Origin of the sequence: Janthinobacterium sp. BJB426, from assembly GCF_002735705.1 — a bacterium.
Classification (GTDB): domain Bacteria; phylum Pseudomonadota; class Gammaproteobacteria; order Burkholderiales; family Burkholderiaceae_D; genus Janthinobacterium.
Map to the genome: position 1 here is coordinate 63718 of NZ_PDZL01000006.1, position 16503 is coordinate 80220.

A 16503-nucleotide genomic window follows, 5' to 3' on the forward strand; every position below is an offset into this window, starting at 1 on the left:
GTGTGGCGTGTTTGTGTGTGCTAATGGCAGCGCGGGGCCGACAGCGCGGCCATGCCGCTGACGCTCAGCGCGCAGGCGTGCAGGCCGACCGTGATGCCGCCGCGCTCCGCGTCGGCGGCGGCAAAGGTGGCGCGCCAGCGCTGCGCCGCCGGAGCGCGGAACAGGGCCACGACGCCGATGAAATATGCTTCCTTGCTGACTTTCTCCTGGACCTCGTAGCGCTGGCCCGGCACCAGCAGCACTTCCTTCACTTCCATCAGGTCGGCGCCCAGCGCGACCTTTTCGCGCTGCGTATCGAGGAAGCTGTCGTAGGGCGCCTGCTCGAAGGCGGCGCTCTGGCGCAGCTTGTAGATGCGCGCCACCAGCGCCAGCGGCCGGCCGTCCGCATCCGTGTTGAGGCGCTGCGCCGCATGCAGGCGGATGCTGACGTTGCGCGGCGGCTTTTGCGCGTCGGGCAGTTCCGGCGGCGGCTTGGCCACGCCGGCCATCTGCAGCGCCGCGTTGGCGAGGGTGCCGATGGCGCCGCCTGCACAGCCGGCCAGCAGCAATGTCTGCGGCAACACCAGCAGCAGTAGCGCAACGGAGCGGGCCAGGCGGCGGAGCGGGGCGTCAATTGGCATGGCGGATCTTTGCAAGGTGAAGGGTGGAAATAAAAGTGTTGCAGTCATTTAAGCGCATGCATGGGCGGCCTGCTTGCGCTGGCGCAAAATCGGACAGCGATCAAGGTAATTACTGCGCCAGATCAGGTTTCATGTCGCTGTACGCGGCTCTGATGTGGAACTTCTTCTTTGCTGATTAATCTCAATCTGGCAAAAAAATTGGCGATCAATAATGGCCTCCACCAAGGCGCCGCCCATCTTTCCCAGCGGTAGCGTCCTCCACGTGAAGGAATGCCCCGATGAAGCCAGCCACCATATTGCCCCGTATTGCCTGCCTCGCCAGCGCCTTGCTGTTGGTCGCCTGCGCCACGCCGGACCAGCCGGCACCTAAAAAACCTGCCGCGCCGACCCTGGCGCAAGTGATGAACGACGCCGATGCGGCCGCGCGCGCCGGCCAGTACGAGCGCGCCATGACCCTGCTCAAGGGCGGCGGCAGCAGCTACCCGGCCGACAAGGCGCCGTGGCTGCAACTGGCGCAGATGAAGTTCGACCGCGGCCAGTACGGCGACGCCATCGGCCATGCGCTCGAAGCGCTGGAACGCGATCCGGACGACAAGGTCGCCAACAGCATCGTCGCCGTCAGCGGCTTGCGTTTGTCCGGCAAGGCGCTGGCCGACCTGTCGCGGCAAAACAATCTGAATGGCTCGTTGCGTTCGGAAGCGCAGGACCTGGCCAAGCTGCTGCGCGCGAGCATCGGCGAAGACGTGCTGGTGCCGCCGGCCAGGCGCCCGCCGGCGGCCGGCAAGCGCGCCGCCGGTTCCGGCACACCGGCGGCGAAGGGCGCGGCAGCGCCAGGCGGCACGGCCGACCCGTTCAGTGGCCTGAAATAAGCGAGCATTCCCACCATCCCCTTGCAAAGGAAGCGCCATGCCCAAGTCCGACAGCGTGCAAAAACGCCTGCAAAAGATACGCGCGCCGCGCGTGCAAATGACCTACGACGTCGAGATTGGCGACGCGATTGAAAACAAGGAGCTGCCTTTCGTGGTCGGCGTGCTGGGCGACTTCGGCGGCAATCCGGACAGCGAAAAAAAGCGCCTGAAGGATCGCAAGTTCGTCGCCATCGACCGCGACAACTTCGACGAAGTGCTGGCCGGCGTGGAGCCGGTGGCCCGTTTCGCCGTGCCGAACCGCCTCAGCGAGGCGGGCGGCACGTTCGCCGTCGACCTGCACTTTCGCTCGATGGACGACTTCCGCCCGGAATCGGTGGTGCGCCAGGTCGATCCCTTGCGCAAGCTGCTCGAGGCGCGCACCAAGCTGGCCGACCTGCGCAACAAGCTGGCCGGCAACGACAAGCTGGAAGACTTGCTGACGGAAGTGCTGAACAACACGGACAGCCTGGCCACCCTGAAACCGCAGTTCCCAGCGCAGGAGGATTAAGATGAGCGCCCAGGCAGAAGCCCCAGAAGCCCTTGCGGTATCCACGCCCGACGCGCCGGCCGCCATCGACTTGCTCGATCAGATCGTCGAGCAGAGCCGCGTCGCCAAGTCCGGCGCCGAACATGCGCGCGCACGCGATCTGATCTCGGAACTGGTGGCGCAGGTGCTTGACGGCACGGTGCTGATGTCCAGCAGCCTGTCGGCGACCTTGGACGCGCGGGTGGCGGAAATCGACCGCCTGATCTCGGCCCAGCTCAGCGAAATCATGCACGCGGCGCCATTCCAGCAGATCGAACAAAGCTGGACGGGCCTGCGCTACCTGGTCGGCAGCTCCGATACGGGCACGCGCCTGCAGATCCGCATGTTCAACGCCACCAAGCGCGAACTGGTGAAGGATTTCCAGGCCGCGCTGGAGTTCGACCAGAGCAGCATGTTCAAGAAGGTGTATGAAGAGGAATTCGGCACCTTCGGCGGCGCGCCGTTCGCCGCGCTGCTGGGCGACTTCGCCATCTCGCGCCAGCCGGAAGACATGTATTTCATCGAGCAGATGTCGCACATCGCCGCCGCCGCGCATGCGCCCTTCATCGCTTCGGCCGCGCCGGAACTGTTTGGCCTGGAAAGCTACGGCGACCTGGGCAAGCCGCGCGACCTGGCCAAGGTGTTCGACACCATCGAGTACGCGAAATGGAAAGCCTTCCGCGAATCGGAAGACGCGCGCTACGTCGGCCTGACCTTGCCGCGTTTCCTGGGCCGGTTGCCCTTTAATCCCGTTGACGGCACCACGGTCGAAGGTTTTAACTTCGTCGAGGAAGTCGACGGCAGCGACCATCACAAATACCTGTGGTGTAACGCCGCGTATGCGTTCGGCTGCAAGCTGACAAGCGCCTTTGCCGACTACGGCTGGTGCGCCGCCATCCGCGGCGTGGAAGGCGGCGGCCTGGTGGACGACCTGCCGACCCACACTTTCAAGACGGACGAGGGCGACGTGGCCCTGAAATGCCCGGCCGAAGTGGCGATCACCGACCGCCGCGAAAAGGAATTGTCGGATCTGGGCTTCATCTCGCTGGTGCACTGCAAGAACACGGCGTATGCGGCGTTTTTCGGTGCGCAATCGGCGCAGAAAAGCCGCAAGTACAACAGCGACGCGGCCAACGCGAACGCGCTGCTGTCGTCGCAGCTGCAGTACATCTTTGCCGTTTCGCGCATCGCCCATTACATGAAGGCCATGATGCGCGACAAGATCGGCAGCTTTGCCGCTGCCTCCAACGTGGAAGATTTTCTGAACCGCTGGCTGATGCAGTACGTGCTGCTCGACGATAACGCCAGCCAGGAACAGAAGGCGCAGTTCCCGCTGCGCGAGGCGTCCGTGCAGGTGCATGAAGTGCCGGGCCGGCCCGGCGTGTACCGTGCCGTGTCGTTCCTGCGGCCGCACTTCCAGCTCGATGAATTATCCGTTTCGCTCCGACTGGTCGCGGAGTTGCCGAAGTCGACCAATTCCTGATCCACCCATCTTTCAACCACAGGAGCACACCATGGCAATCGATGTATATCTGCAGATAGACGGCATCAAGGGCGAGTCCACCGATGACAAGCACAAGGACTGGATCGAGTGCAAATCGGTCAGCTGGAGCGTCGAGCAGCCGAAGTCCGCCACCGCTTCGACGGGCGGCGGCCACACGGCCGAACGCTGCGAGCACAAGGACATCGTCATCTCCAAGCTGGCCGACCTGGCCTCGCCGGTGCTGCTGCAGACCTGCTCGGCCGGCAAGACCATCCCCAAGGCGCGCTTCGAATTCATGCGTGCCGACGGCCAGGGCGAGCGCGTCAAGTACTTTGAAATCGAAATCGAAAATGTGCTGATCGGCGCCGTCACGCCGAATGTGGAAGAGGGCGACATCCTCGGTGAACACGTCGGCTTCAAGTTCTCGAAAGTGAAGTGGAAATACACGCAGCAAAAAGTGACGGGCGGCGCCGGCGGCAATACTTCGGGCGGCTGGGACCTGGCCGCGAACCGCGTGGCTTGATCCATCCTTGCGCGGCGCGCGGCGGACATCCTCCTGCGCGCGCCGCGCCGACTTTTCAGGAGAGCGCATGGACAGTTATGTACCTGGCCTGTTCGACCGCCTGATGGGCGACGGCGGTGCGGCGGGCGGCGTGGCGGTGCGCCTGTCGCTGGAACAATTGAAGGATGCGGTGGCGCGCGACCTGGAAGAGCTGCTCAACACGCGCGTGGCGCTGCCGCCTGGCGCGCTCGACGCCTATCCGGAATGCGCGGCCTCCATCGTCAACTATGGCCTGATCGATTTCGCCGGCATGTGTTTGTCCAGCAGCGAAGACCGCACCCGCATCTGCGCCGCGCTGAAGGCGGCCATCGAACGCCACGAACCGCGATTGCGCAATGTGCGCGCCCGCCTGGAGCGCGAAGCGGGCGCCATCAACCGCGTGGGTTTTGTCATCAGCGGCACCCTGGCCGTGAGATCCGGCGGGGAGACGGTCAATTTCGACGCCGTGCTGCAGCCGTCGTCGCTGCGCTATTCGATCAACCGCAAGGGAGCCGCCTTATGAGCAATAACCTGAAAACCCTGATCGCCAAACTGAATGACACGGCGCGCACGGCCGCCACCCGCGCCGCCGCCATCTGCGTGGGGCTGGGCCAGTATGAAGTCGATATCGAACACCTGTTCCTTGCGCTGCTGGAGCAGGAGCGCAGCGATTTCGTCACCATCGCGAAGCGCAGTGAAATCAGCCTGACGGCGCTGGAGGCGGACCTGCGCCGCGAGATCGGCGGCTTCCGCACGGGCAGCGCGCGCACGCCCGTCTTCTCGCCCCATTTGCCGCTGCTGTTCGAACATGCCTGGCTGATCGCTTCGCTGGACACGGCGCAGCCAGGGCCCATCCGCAGCCGCCATCTGCTATTGGCGCTGCTGACGGAGCCGGAACTGTCGCAGCTCGCATACCGCGGCTCGAAGCTGTTCGCCCGCTTCAGCGTGGAGCAATTAAAGCACCATCCGGACAAGCTGACGGCCGGTTCCGCAGAGGAAAGCGCGGCAGTGCCGCAGCTTGCCGACACGTCCGACGATCCTGTGGCTAGCCTGGCCAGCAAAACCCCGGCGCTGGACCAGTTCACCACCGACCTGACGCAGCTGGCGCGCGACGGCAAGCTCGATCCCGTGATCGGCCGCGAGGCGGAGATACGCCAGGCCGTCGACATCCTGCTGCGCCGGCGGCAGAACAATCCGATTCTTACGGGCGAGGCGGGCGTGGGTAAGACGGCCGTGGTGGAAGGCCTGGCCTTGCGCATCGCCGCCGGCGATGTGCCCGAGGTGCTGCAGGGCGCGCACATCCACGCGCTCGACATGGGCTTGCTGCAAGCCGGCGCCAGCGTGAAGGGGGAATTTGAAAGCCGGCTGAAAAACGTCATCGACGAGGTGACGAAAAGCCCGCACCCGATCATCCTATTCATCGACGAGGCGCACACGATGATCGGCGCCGGCGGCCAGGCGGGGCAGAACGATGCGGCCAACCTGCTGAAACCGGCGCTGGCGCGCGGCGCCCTGCGCACCATCGCCGCCACTACCTGGAGCGAGTACAAAAAGTATGTTGAAAAGGATGCGGCGCTGGCGCGGCGCTTCCAGGTGGTGAAGGTGGAAGAGCCGAATGAAGATATCGCCTGCGCCATGCTGCGCGCCATGGCGCCGCTGATGGAGCGCCATTTCGGCATCCGCGTGCGCGATGCCGCCATCGTCGATGCCGTGCGCCTGTCGCACCGCTACATCAGCGGGCGCCAGCTGCCCGACAAGGCCATCAGCGTGCTCGATACGGCCTGCGCCAAGGTGGCGCTGGGCCAGCGCGCCACGCCGGCGCAGCTGGAAAACGCGCACCGGCGCCAGGAACGCGTCGGCGCGGAGATCGCCGCCCTGGCCCGCGAGGCGGCCGATGGCGAAGTGCCCGACAAAGCCGGCGCCGCGCGCCTGGCGCAGCTGCGGCGCGAGCATGATGACGGGCAGGCGATGGTCGCGGCGCTGGCGCAGCGCTGGGAGCGTGAAAAGGCGCTGGTGGCGCAGATCGGCGACTTGCGCGTGCAGCTGCGCGGTGAGCGGCCGGGCGAGATCGGCGCGGCGCGCCTGCTGGCGCTGAAGGAAGAACTGGCGGCCCTGCAGGGAGAAGCGCCGCTGTCGCCGCTGGAAGTCGATGCGCAGGTGGTGGCCGGCATCGTCGCCGGCTGGACCGGCATCCCGCTGGGGAAAATGCTCAAGGATGAAATCCGCACCGTGCTGACCCTCGATGGGGCGCTGCGCGAACGGGTGCTGGGACAGGAGCACGTCATCGAGGCGGTGGCGCAGCGCGTGCGCACGGCGCGCGCCAGCCTGGACGACCCGAACAAGCCGCAAGCCGTGTTTTTGTTCACGGGGCCGTCCGGCACGGGCAAGACGGAAACGGCGCTGGCGCTGGCCGACCTGCTGTATGGCGGCGAGCGCAAGCTCATTACCATCAACATGAGCGAGTATCAGGAGGCGCACAGCGTGGCCGGTCTGAAAGGCTCGCCGCCCGGCTATGTCGGCTATGGCGAAGGCGGCGTGCTGACGGAAGCCGTGCGGCGCCAGCCCTACAGCGTGGTGTTGCTCGATGAAGCGGAAAAAGCCCACCCCGACGTGCTGGAACTGTTCTTCCAGGTCTTCGACAAGGGCGTGCTCGATGATGCCGAAGGGCGCGAAGTCGATTTTCGCAACACCATCATCATCGGCACCTCGAACCTGGGGTCCGGCGCGATGATGGCCGCCTGCCTGAACCGGGCGGCGCAAGACTTGCCCACGCCGGCCGCGCTGGAAGAACTGGTGCGCCCGCAATTGGTGGCGCACTTCAAACCGGCCCTGCTGGGGCGCCTGAAGGTGCTGCCTTTCTATCCGTTGAACGACGCGGTGCTGGCCGACATCATCGCGCTGAAGCTGGCGCGGATAGGTACACGCATCGCGCGCAACCACCAGGCGCAGTTCAGCCATGACGCGGGCCTGGTCGACGCCGTGCTGGCGCGCTGCACCGAGGTCGATTCGGGCGCGCGCAATGTCGACCATATCCTCAACGGCAGCCTGCTGCCGGCGATCGCCGAAGCGGTGCTGGCGCGCATGGCCGCAGGCGAGCCGGTGGCATCGATACGCGTCAGCGCGAATAAGCAGGGGCAGTTCAAGTACACGATCCGATAATCCACCTTCCGGAGAGCGCCATGTTCAATCTGGAGCAATTGCTGCACCCCGTCAGCGCCGTCAGTCCATGCGGCGAAGATATCACCTTCAGCCAGGAGCTCGACGCCATCGCGCGCGCGCGCCAGCACGACGACCCGAGCCTGGACCAGGGCGAGTGGGTGACGGCGCTGAAGGAAGCCGACTGGCCCTTCGTGGCGACGCGCTGCGAACAGCTGATCGCAGCGCGCAGCAAGGATTTGCGCGTGGCAGTGTGGCTGGCCGAAGCGCACGCAAAGACGCGCCACTTCCGTGGCCTGGGCGATGGCTATGCGCTGCTGGCCGGTCTGTGCGAACGTTACTGGGATGGCCTGTACCCGCCGGCGGAAGAGGGAGACCAGGAACAGCGCATCGGCAATGTCTTCTGGCTGCTGTCACGCACGCCCCAGCTGCTGCGCGAGATCCCGCTGACCGAAGGCGCCGACGGCTTGTACTCGCTGCAGGATTTCGAGGCGGCGCGCCAGCGCGCGGCCGCCAGCCTGGCGCAGGGCGCAGCGGATCAGGGCTGGGGCGATGCGCGTCACGAAGAAGGGACGACCCTGGCGCAGATGGAGGCGGCGCGGCAAAGGAATACGCGCACCTTTTCCGACGCCTTGCTGGCTGATGCGCAGTACTGCATGCAGTCGATGCTGGCGTTCGAGCGCAGCGTCGATGCGCGTTTCGGCGCCGATGGTCCGAGTTTTCGCGCCGCGCGCGAAGCGCTGGAAAACGTCATTCACTTCATCGCGCCGCTGTCGCCTGGCGCCGACTTTGCCGGCGCGCCGGCCGCCGCTGGCCAGGGTGCCGGTGGCAGCGGGGGCGCCATTGTGCAGCGCCAGCAGGCGCTGGCCCAGCTGCGCCAGGTGGCCGATTTCTTCCGCCGCACGGAGCCGCACAGCCCCGTCGCTTACCTGGCCGACAAGGCCGCCAGCTGGGGCGAGCTGCCGCTGCACCTGTGGTTGCGCGCCGTCGTGAAGGACTCCAGTACGCTGGCGCAGCTCGACGAAATGCTGGGCACGAACAGCGCAAGCGGATGATGGCGTTTGCCCCTTCCATGCTACTCTTCGGGCATGTCCAGAATGCCCATCCTGCCTGCCGCGCTATGCCTGTTCATTGCTGCCAGCGCGCAGGCCGAGGGGGTAACGCCGCTGGTGATTTATGGGGACGATGATTATCCGCCGTACTCCTACGTTGAAAACGGCCAGCTGAAAGGCATCTACACGGAGATCGTGCGCGAAGCGGCGCAATCGATGCCGCAGTATGCGGTGCAGCTGCGTCCCGTGCCCTGGAAACGGGGCGTGCTGATGCTGCAGACAGGCGAGGCGTTTGCCCTGTATCCGCCGTATTCGTGGCGCAGCGAGCGGCCGTATGTGCGCTATTCCGTGCCGCTGCTGATGGAGCAGCTGGTGGTGCTGTGCAACCGGGAGGTGCTGGCCAAGCGCACGCTGCGGCAGTGGCCCGCCGATTACGGCGGCCTGCACATCGGCGTGAATGCGGGGTTTTTGCTCGGTGATGCGAAGCAGACGGCAGCCCTGCAAGCGGCCAGCATCGTGTTCGATACGGCCAAGGGCACGCGCACGAATCTGCTCAAGCTGATGCGCGGTCGCATCGATTGCTATGTCAGCGACCGCCTGTCTGCGCAGTGGGAATTGCAGCGTATCCGGCGCGAAGGGCCGCCGGGCACGCCGATGCAGGCGATACAGGAAACGGCGCAGCTGGCCAGCCAGCAGGGCCACCTGGGTTTTACGGCGCGCCGGCCCGCCACCTACCCTTATCGCGATGATTTTATCGAACAATTCAATGCCGCCATCGTGCGCATGCAACATAGTGGCGCGATCCGCCGCATCATCGACCGTGCGCTGCTGCCCTGACGTTGCCACCTTGATTCACCCGATGGAGAAGACCATGAAAAAACTGCTGTTCCTGTGTGTGCTCGTGCTGGCCGGCTGCGTGGGCCGCCCCGAGAATATTGTGCCTGTTAGTAACTTCGACACGAGCCGCTATCTGGGCAAGTGGTATGAGATCGCGCGCCTCGACCATTCCTTCGAGCGGGGCCTGAGCCAGGTGACGGCCGATTACAGCTTGCGCCAGGATGGCGGCCTGAAAGTGCTCAATCGCGGCTACAAGGATGCGGACGCGGTCTGGAAGGATGCGGAAGGCAAGGCGTATTTCGTCGACAAGAAAGACGTGGGCTACCTGAAAGTGTCGTTTTTCGGCCCCTTCTATGGTTCCTACATTGTTTTTGATTTGGACCAGCAAGATTACAGCTATTCCATGATCAGCGGCCCCGACAAGTCCTACTTCTGGCTGTTGTCGCGCACGCCAACCATGGACCCGGCCTTGCAGCAGCGCCTGATCGGAAAAGCCGCTGGCCTGGGTTTCGATACATCAAAATTGATCTATGTAAAGCAAAACTGACCTTGCTTGCCTGCCGCCCGTTCGTGGCGGCATACCATCTTCTGAGTGTTGCTTTTCTGCATGTTATTTCTTGCAATACCACTCTGATTCACTCACAATCTGCTCCAAAGTAGTGCGCTGCGGCGCGCTGCCATTCCGGTGGCGACCTTACCGTTGCGCCACCGCTCGTGATTGCCGCACGGCAGATGCCTGCTATATTGGTACGTAGCAGTAGCTCGGTTTCGTGGCGTCTGTGCATCGTTTTCTTCAGATAGGAATCACGTAATGAAAAACCTCAAGATCGGCGTACGTCTCGGTGGCGGTTTTGCCGCCGTCCTGTTCCTGTTGACCAGCCTGACCGTGGTGGGCATCGTGCAGATGCAAAGCGCCAGCAAGGAAACCGATGCGCTCGTCAACGTCAAGGTGCGCAATGAGCGCCTGATCGCCGAGTGGACCAAGGTCATCGAGGTCAATGCGGCGCGCACGGCCGCCGCCTGGAAAGTCAGCGATCCCGAACACCAGAAGCAGTTCGAAAAGGAAATGGCGGTCTCGTCGGCACGCGCCACGGAAATCCAGAACGATATCGGCAAGAGCGAGCTGAGCGCGGACGAGCAGGCGCTCTACCAGGAAGTATTGAGCACGCGCAAGGCGTACACGGAAGTGCGCAAGAATGTGTTCAAGGCCAAGAATGCGGGCGACCTGGAACTGGGCAAGCGCCTGTATGAAGGCGACATGGCCGTCAAGCGCGATATCTACCTGGCGTCGCTGAAGAAGCTGGAATTGCTGGAAGCCAAATTGCTCGATGAAACGGCCGCGCAAATCCGTTCGCGCTACGAAAACGGCCGTTTGCTGCTGATCTCGCTGGGCGTGGTGGCCATCTTGCTGGGCATCGCCTGCGCATACTGGATCACGCGCTCGATCACGCGTCCCATCACGCGCGCCGTCGAGGTGGCGGAAGCCGTTTCCGCTGGCGACCTGACCAGCCATATCGTGGTGGAAAGCCGCGATGAGACGGGGCAATTGATGCATGCGCTGAAAAACATGAACGATAAACTGGTCAGCATCGTGGGCCAGGTGCGCGCCGGCACCGAATCGATCAGCACGGCGTCGAGCGAAATCGCCGCCGGCAACCTGGACTTGTCGTCACGCACGGAAGAGCAGGCCAGTTCGCTGGAAGAGACGGCGTCGTCCATGGAAGAGCTGACCTCCACCGTGAAACTCAATGCCGACAATGCGCGCAGCGCGAATCAACTGGCCATCGACGCTTCGCAGATCGCCAGCAAGGGTGGCGTGGTGGTGTCGGAAGTGGTCAGCACCATGGGTTCGATCAACGATTCCTCGCGCAAGATTGTCGACATCATCAGCGTCATCGACGCCATCGCCTTCCAGACGAATATCCTGGCCCTGAACGCGGCCGTGGAAGCGGCCAGGGCCGGTGAACAGGGCCGTGGTTTTGCCGTCGTGGCTTCCGAGGTGCGCAACCTGGCGCAGCGTTCCAGCGCGGCGGCCAAGGAAATCAAGGGCTTGATCGACGATTCCGTGCAAAAGGTCGAGGCCGGTTCGCAACTGGTGGACAAGGCTGGCCGCACCATGGATGAAATCGTGCAAAGCATCAGCCATGTGACGCAGATCATGAACCAGATCACGGACGCCAGCGATGAACAGCGCGCCGGCATCGAACAAGTCAACCAGGCCATCGGCCAGATGGACCAGGTGACGCAGCAAAACGCGGCCTTGGTGGAAGAAGCGGCCGCGGCGGCCGAATCCATGCAGGAACAGGCCGCCAGACTGGCCGAGGTCGTGGGCGTGTTCAAGCTCGATGCGACGCAGCAATATGTTGCCGCCAGTGCTGGCCCGTCCATGACGGCGTCTGCGCCAATCAAAGCTGCCACGCGAGTTGCCATGCAAGCTGCCGCGCGACCTGCGATACGGCCCGCCAAGCGACAGGCGCCGGCATCGGCCGTGACCGCTTCCACGTCGGACAAGGCGGCTCCAGTGGAAGCGATGCGCCCGCGCGCGCCGAAGGCGCCCGTGGCATCCGGCGCTGACGAATGGGAAGAATTTTAAGCGCAGATTCCCCTCGGCATGGCGCGGGCGCTACAATCGCGGCTTGAAGACAGCCGCGAACGCGCTCCGCCATGACCACCCGCCGTACCTCCAGCCCGATTTTCAGCCCTATCTCTAGCGCTATCGCCAGCCCTGCCACCGCCTCGTCCTCCCTGGCTGAACTGGCCAAACGGGCGCGCTGCCCCGCCTGCCTGCGCGCAGCAAGCAGCTGCATCTGCCGCTGGATCGCCCCCGTTGTCCAGGCGGTGGACGTGCTGATCCTGCAGCATCCGCTGGAAGTCCACAATGCCAAGGGCAGCGCCCGCTTGCTGCACCTGAGCTTGCCTAACAGCCGCATGCTGACGGGCGAGCAGTTTGCCCCCGATACGCTCGCCGGACTGCTGGCCGGCAAGCACAACGTGCTGCTATACCCGGATACGCCCGGCGACCGTTCGCTGGGCATCGCGCCGCCGCCAGCGCTCGACCCCGCCATCTTGCTCGATCCCACCTTATTGCGGCTGGTGGTGCTGGACGCCACCTGGCGCAAGAGCCGCAAGATGCTGTACCTGAATCCCCTGTTGCAACAGTTGCCGCGCCTGCCCCTGCGCGATACGCCCGCTTCCCATTACCTGATCCGCAAGGCGCACGCGCCAGACCAGTTATCGACCCTGGAAGCGACGTGCTATGCCTTGATGCAGTTGGAGCAGGACGAGGTCCGCTTCGTTCCCCTGATCACGGCATTTGACGGTTTTGTCGCGCAGCAGTTGAGTTATGTCATGCCGCAGGGGGAAAAAGCTTGAAATAGCACCATGGCAGCCCTTGATATTGGCCGCACAGCGGCATAGTATACTGTACGTATATACAGTTGATGGGGCCGTTCATGAAAGCAATCATTCCAGAGCACGATGACAGCTTCGCCGGGCAAGCCATGTTGCCGCCGCAATCGCTGAAAGCGCACAAGGGGCGCGGTGCCGTCTCGAACCTGCAGGGGCGCTACGAAGTGCACGCGCGCGCCGGTTTCGATGATGGCTGGAGCGTGGGCGGCCTGGATGCGGCAGATGGTGAGGCGCCGGCGCCGGCGCCGGCCTGGAAGACGCAGGTCAGCGACGAGCAGGCACGCACCATTCTCACGCGCAACGCTTCGCCCGATTTGCCGTTCAACGTCTCGTTGAACCCATATCGCGGCTGCGAACATGGCTGCATTTATTGCTTTGCCCGCCCCACGCACAGCTATCTGGGCCTGTCGCCGGGCCTGGACTTCGAAAGCCGCATCTACGCCAAGGTGAATGCTCCCGAACTGTTGCGGCGCGAGCTGGCCAGGCCCTCGTATGTGCCCGAACCGATCGCCCTGGGCGTCAATACCGATGCGTATCAGCCGTGCGAACGCGAACGGCAGCTGACGCGGCGCGTGCTGGAAGTGCTGCACGAGTGCGACCATCCCGTGGCGCTGATCACGAAATCGTCGTTGATCGAGCGCGATATCGACATTCTGGCGCCCATGGCGGCCAAGCGCCTGGCAGCCGTGGCCGTGACTGTCACCACGCTCGACCCGGCCATCGCGCGCACTCTGGAACCGCGCGCGGCCGCCCCTGCGCGGCGCCTGCGCACCATCCGCACCCTGACGGAGGCGGGCATTCCCGTAGGCGTGAGCATTGCGCCCATCATCCCGTTCGTGACAGAGCCGGAAATCGAACAGCTGCTCGAAGCGGTGCGCGACGCGGGCGCCATCCACGCCCATTACGTGGTGCTGCGCCTGCCGTGGGAAGTGAGCCCCTTGTTCCAGCAATGGCTGGACGCGCACTTCCCGGAACGGGCCCAGCGCGTGATGAACCGGGTACGTGAAATGCGTGGCGGCAAGGATTACGACAGCGCGTTCGGTGCGCGCATGCGGGGCGAAGGCGTGTGGGCCGACCTTATCCGCCAGCGCTTTGAAAAAGCCGTGCACCGGCTGGGGCTGCACGGCAAGGGCGGTCGCTTCAAGCAGCTCGATTGCACGCAGTTCCGCCGGCCGCTGGTGGTGCCGCCGCTGGGAAACAAGGCAAAAGGGGGAAATGCGGGTCAGCTGGATTTGTTCTAGCGCATGGCGTGACCGGACTGCGGTCAATGCAGTTCCCGCTTCCGGCAGAGGCCAGGAGGCGGGAATCTGGCGAGCGGAATCGGTGCTCAGTGGCAGATGGCAAAGGTGCCATTCACGCCTTGCCAATGAATCGCGCCGCGCCGGGCGCAGCAGGCGCTGCAATTATGGGCTGTCGGTCCGCCTATCGGCCCGTGTGTATCGAAGCACTGGCCTTGGCCCGTGTTGGTCGGTCCGCAAGCGGACGGCTGCATGCCGCTGGTATGCGGGCCGCTGGCTTGTACGTTGGCTTGTACGTTGATAGGGCCACGCGCGCTGCGCGAAACAGGCGGGCTTTGTAGTGGGAGTCGCATCGCTGTCCTTCCTCAATCGTGGGTGATGCTGGCTGGCTGAACGGGCGACGAGAAACTCATCGCCCGCAGGCATGCCGGGTTTAGCCGGGATGGCTCGATCTTGCTGGCTTGATCAGCAAACGGTGGCGTTGCAAGCCATCAGGCAGAGTTGCTGTGCGGTGCCGCTCAAGGCGCCGCAAGCCGCTTTGCACAGGGTGCAGGTAATGCCGGAAGGAGCGACGCCCTGGCTGATGGCGGAGATGCTGGGGCTGCGTTGTACGGCTTTGGCTTGCAATGGCAGATTGTTCATTTCGAAACTCCTTGTGGTGGCGCCGCCGCGGGCAACGGCAATGGGTGTGCGTACCGAAGTACGGTGCTGATCGTTTCCCGCCAACGACCGTATGCTGAGGCGCGTGCACGCATCGCTGCGCCCACGTGCCCCGACAATTCAAATGCTGTTGACGTTAGCGTTGCGACCAGTAGCGCACTGCGCCGACGCTGACCGGTATCACGTCGCTGACGTCGACTGCGAAGCGGGCGACCGTGTTGGCTACCTGCAGGTTTTCCGGGTTGAAGAAGGTCATGATGATGTCGTAGCATTCTGAGCCCGGGCGGCAGACAGGGCTCTGTTGCACGACGATGGTATCGAGCTGCATGCCGGTGGTCTTGGCCAGCATTTCCGCCGCTTGCATGGCATTCGTGGCCGAGAAGTTGAGCGCGCGGTCCATGCCCGTGACGCCCAGGTTGCGGAAGTCGTAATAGATGCGGTTCAGGAAGTTTTCCAGGCGCGCGCCCGTGTTGCTGCTGTTGATTTCCAGGCTGTCCTGCACCGCCATCAGGCTGTCGATCAGCTGCGGCACATTCCAGCTGAACATGCCCCGGATGGCCGGCTGGATCACGGGAACGACCTGGCCGGACATCAGCCTGGCGGCGCCCGAGATTACGCCGGGAAACGAATTCATGACGACCAGGCCATCGATGGTGCCGACATAGGCCTCGAACAGCAGTTCATAGGTCAGGTCGGCATATGGGCCGACGGGAACGATCGCATAAATCGGCGTGGCGTCCAGGTTGACGGTCCAGGTCAGCGATTGGCGGAAATATGGCTTTGCGCGCAGGAATTCGATCAATTGCTGCGGATCGCCAGGATTGTCCCTGCCTGGTGGCATGGCCTGGACGAAGGAATCGCGGCGCGCTTCACTGCCGAAGTCAATGCCCAGGTTGCCCAGCGCATACACCAGGGTCGGGCCCTTGGCGCTGCCGCCGCCGCAGCCGCAATCGGAGGCATCGATGCCGGAAGCGCTGATGCCTTGTCGCGTCGCGCCGGAAGGGCCCGCGAAGTTGGCCGGGGAGGGGGTTTCCAGCATGGGAATGCTGAGCGGATGCGCCTGCGCGGAAGTGTCGGCATTGGCTGGGCTCGCTTCAATCACAGTATCGTCTGACATTTCAATTTTCCCTTTTAATAATAGTTGAGTGGCGTCCGGCACATTCAATGTCCCAGTCAGGAGGCGGCGACAGTCCAGCTCGCCATTGGTGTTGCAACGCGTTGCGCTCTGCAGCAATGCGCTGCAAACTCCACGAGGGTCAGGACGATCCCCATGTTGGTGTTGCCGGCATAGCAGCAAGGCTGCGATGGCCGAGACGATCGGGGTGGCAAAGCTGGTGCCGCTGCTGAGCCGCACGCGCCCTGCGGGAGCTGCGCCGAGGATGTCGGTGCCGGGCGCCATGATGCCGCGCGCGCGATAGGCTTCGCCCCAGTTGCTGTTGGGCATGGGCGCGCCTTGCCGGTCCAGGGCGCCGACCACCAGGGTGTACTCGATGGAGGCGGGAATATGCAGGCAATCGCAGCCGTCATTGCCCGCCGCCGCGATCAGCAGGACGTTGCGTTCATGGCACAGCTGTATGGCTTTTTGCAACAGGCCATCGGCGCTGCCGCTGTCGGACAGTTCACCGCCGCTGACATTGATGATGTGCGCGCCGTGCTCGACGGCCTGGGTGATGGCGCGGGCCAGGTCGAGCTGCGTGCATTGTGTCAGTGCGCCGTCGGCGCGGTCGGCAAAGATGGGTAGGATCAAGCCCCGACAATGGGGGGCCAGGCCCGTGACGGGGCTGCCGGGCTGGCCAAAGATGATGCTGGCGACATGGGTGCCATGTTGCGATGCCCGGCCGCTGCCGCTGGCACCCGTGGCGAGCGTGTCGAGCAGTTGCAGCCTGGCGCCGGCAAAGCAGGGATGGCTGGTATCGACGGGACCGTCGAGCACGGCGATGCAGATGTCGGCACAGCCGGTGTTGCCATCTTGCAAGGCAGCCAGGCCGGGCAGCAAGCCATGATTGGCCAGGCTGTCGTGGGTGGTGGATACTTCCATGGTCGTCGGCACGCGGCGCTCCTTGCTGGGTCCTGG

The 16503-nt window shown here is 64.2% G+C and carries 15 protein-coding genes; 12 read left to right on the forward strand and 3 right to left on the reverse strand.

Translation table 11 applies throughout. The features are described from left to right. Positions 1 to 20: 20 nt before the first annotated feature. The gene (gene tssJ, locus CSQ93_RS11940) at positions 21 to 620 is read right to left on the reverse strand and encodes a type VI secretion system lipoprotein TssJ (RefSeq protein ID WP_099378248.1); all 600 of its coding nucleotides are present in this window, start codon (positions 618 to 620) and stop codon (positions 21 to 23) included. A gap of 278 nt (positions 621 to 898) precedes the next feature. Between tssJ and CSQ93_RS11945 the strand changes: the two genes are divergently transcribed. From CSQ93_RS11945 to CSQ93_RS12000, 12 genes are all read left to right on the forward strand, one after another. Continuing rightward, positions 899 to 1489: a tetratricopeptide repeat protein gene (locus tag CSQ93_RS11945; RefSeq protein ID WP_099378249.1), complete on the forward strand. Its 591-nt coding sequence runs from the start codon at positions 899 to 901 to the stop codon at positions 1487 to 1489. Between the two features lie 37 nt (positions 1490 to 1526). Continuing rightward, positions 1527 to 2036, forward strand: coding sequence for a type VI secretion system contractile sheath small subunit (tssB, locus tag CSQ93_RS11950; RefSeq protein WP_035820626.1), 510 nt, complete (start codon positions 1527 to 1529; stop codon positions 2034 to 2036). Between the two features lies 1 nt (position 2037). After that, positions 2038 to 3537 carry a type VI secretion system contractile sheath large subunit gene (gene tssC, locus CSQ93_RS11955; RefSeq protein ID WP_099378250.1) on the forward strand — a complete coding sequence of 500 codons (1500 nt, stop codon included), beginning with the start codon at positions 2038 to 2040 and terminating at the stop codon, positions 3535 to 3537. Between the two features lie 31 nt (positions 3538 to 3568). Further along, positions 3569 to 4060: an Hcp family type VI secretion system effector gene (locus CSQ93_RS11960; protein WP_034750126.1), complete on the forward strand. Its 492-nt coding sequence runs from the start codon at positions 3569 to 3571 to the stop codon at positions 4058 to 4060. A 67-nt stretch (positions 4061 to 4127) separates the two neighbouring features. Then, the gene (gene tssE, locus CSQ93_RS11965; protein WP_099378251.1) at positions 4128 to 4601 is read left to right on the forward strand and encodes a type VI secretion system baseplate subunit TssE; all 474 of its coding nucleotides are present in this window, start codon (positions 4128 to 4130) and stop codon (positions 4599 to 4601) included. Then, positions 4598 to 7237 carry a type VI secretion system ATPase TssH gene (gene tssH, locus CSQ93_RS11970; RefSeq protein ID WP_099378252.1) on the forward strand — a complete coding sequence of 880 codons (2640 nt, stop codon included), beginning with the start codon at positions 4598 to 4600 and terminating at the stop codon, positions 7235 to 7237. The genes tssE and tssH overlap by 4 nt, the downstream gene beginning before the upstream one ends. A gap of 20 nt (positions 7238 to 7257) precedes the next feature. Next, positions 7258 to 8289 carry a type VI secretion system protein TssA gene (gene tssA, locus CSQ93_RS11975; RefSeq protein WP_099378253.1) on the forward strand — a complete coding sequence of 344 codons (1032 nt, stop codon included), beginning with the start codon at positions 7258 to 7260 and terminating at the stop codon, positions 8287 to 8289. Between the two features lie 42 nt (positions 8290 to 8331). Continuing rightward, on the forward strand, positions 8332 to 9123 hold the full coding sequence (locus CSQ93_RS11980) for a substrate-binding periplasmic protein (protein ID WP_233516154.1): 792 nt from the start codon (positions 8332 to 8334) through the stop codon (positions 9121 to 9123). 34 nt (positions 9124 to 9157) lie between these two features. Further along, on the forward strand, positions 9158 to 9670 hold the full coding sequence (locus CSQ93_RS11985) for a lipocalin family protein (RefSeq protein ID WP_099378417.1): 513 nt from the start codon (positions 9158 to 9160) through the stop codon (positions 9668 to 9670). Between the two features lie 264 nt (positions 9671 to 9934). Then, on the forward strand, positions 9935 to 11716 hold the full coding sequence (locus tag CSQ93_RS11990; protein ID WP_099378255.1) for a methyl-accepting chemotaxis protein: 1782 nt from the start codon (positions 9935 to 9937) through the stop codon (positions 11714 to 11716). A 71-nt stretch (positions 11717 to 11787) separates the two neighbouring features. Further along, positions 11788 to 12495 (forward strand): tRNA-uridine aminocarboxypropyltransferase, encoded by a 708-nt coding sequence (locus CSQ93_RS11995; protein WP_099378256.1) that lies wholly within the window; start codon positions 11788 to 11790, stop codon positions 12493 to 12495. Between the two features lie 128 nt (positions 12496 to 12623). Then, a complete protein-coding gene (locus CSQ93_RS12000; RefSeq protein ID WP_099378418.1) occupies positions 12624 to 13772 on the forward strand; it encodes a PA0069 family radical SAM protein in 1149 nt (382 codons plus the stop codon). A 462-nt stretch (positions 13773 to 14234) separates the two neighbouring features. Here the strand turns inward: CSQ93_RS12000 and CSQ93_RS28825 are convergent, their stop codons facing one another. Both CSQ93_RS28825 and CSQ93_RS12005 read right to left on the reverse strand, forming a co-directional pair. Continuing rightward, positions 14235 to 14411 carry a hypothetical protein gene (locus CSQ93_RS28825; RefSeq protein ID WP_158301208.1) on the reverse strand — a complete coding sequence of 59 codons (177 nt, stop codon included), beginning with the start codon at positions 14409 to 14411 and terminating at the stop codon, positions 14235 to 14237. 154 nt (positions 14412 to 14565) lie between these two features. Beyond that, the gene (locus tag CSQ93_RS12005; protein WP_199534378.1) at positions 14566 to 16479 is read right to left on the reverse strand and encodes a S8 family serine peptidase; all 1914 of its coding nucleotides are present in this window, start codon (positions 16477 to 16479) and stop codon (positions 14566 to 14568) included. Between the last annotated feature and the right edge of the window lie 24 nt (positions 16480 to 16503).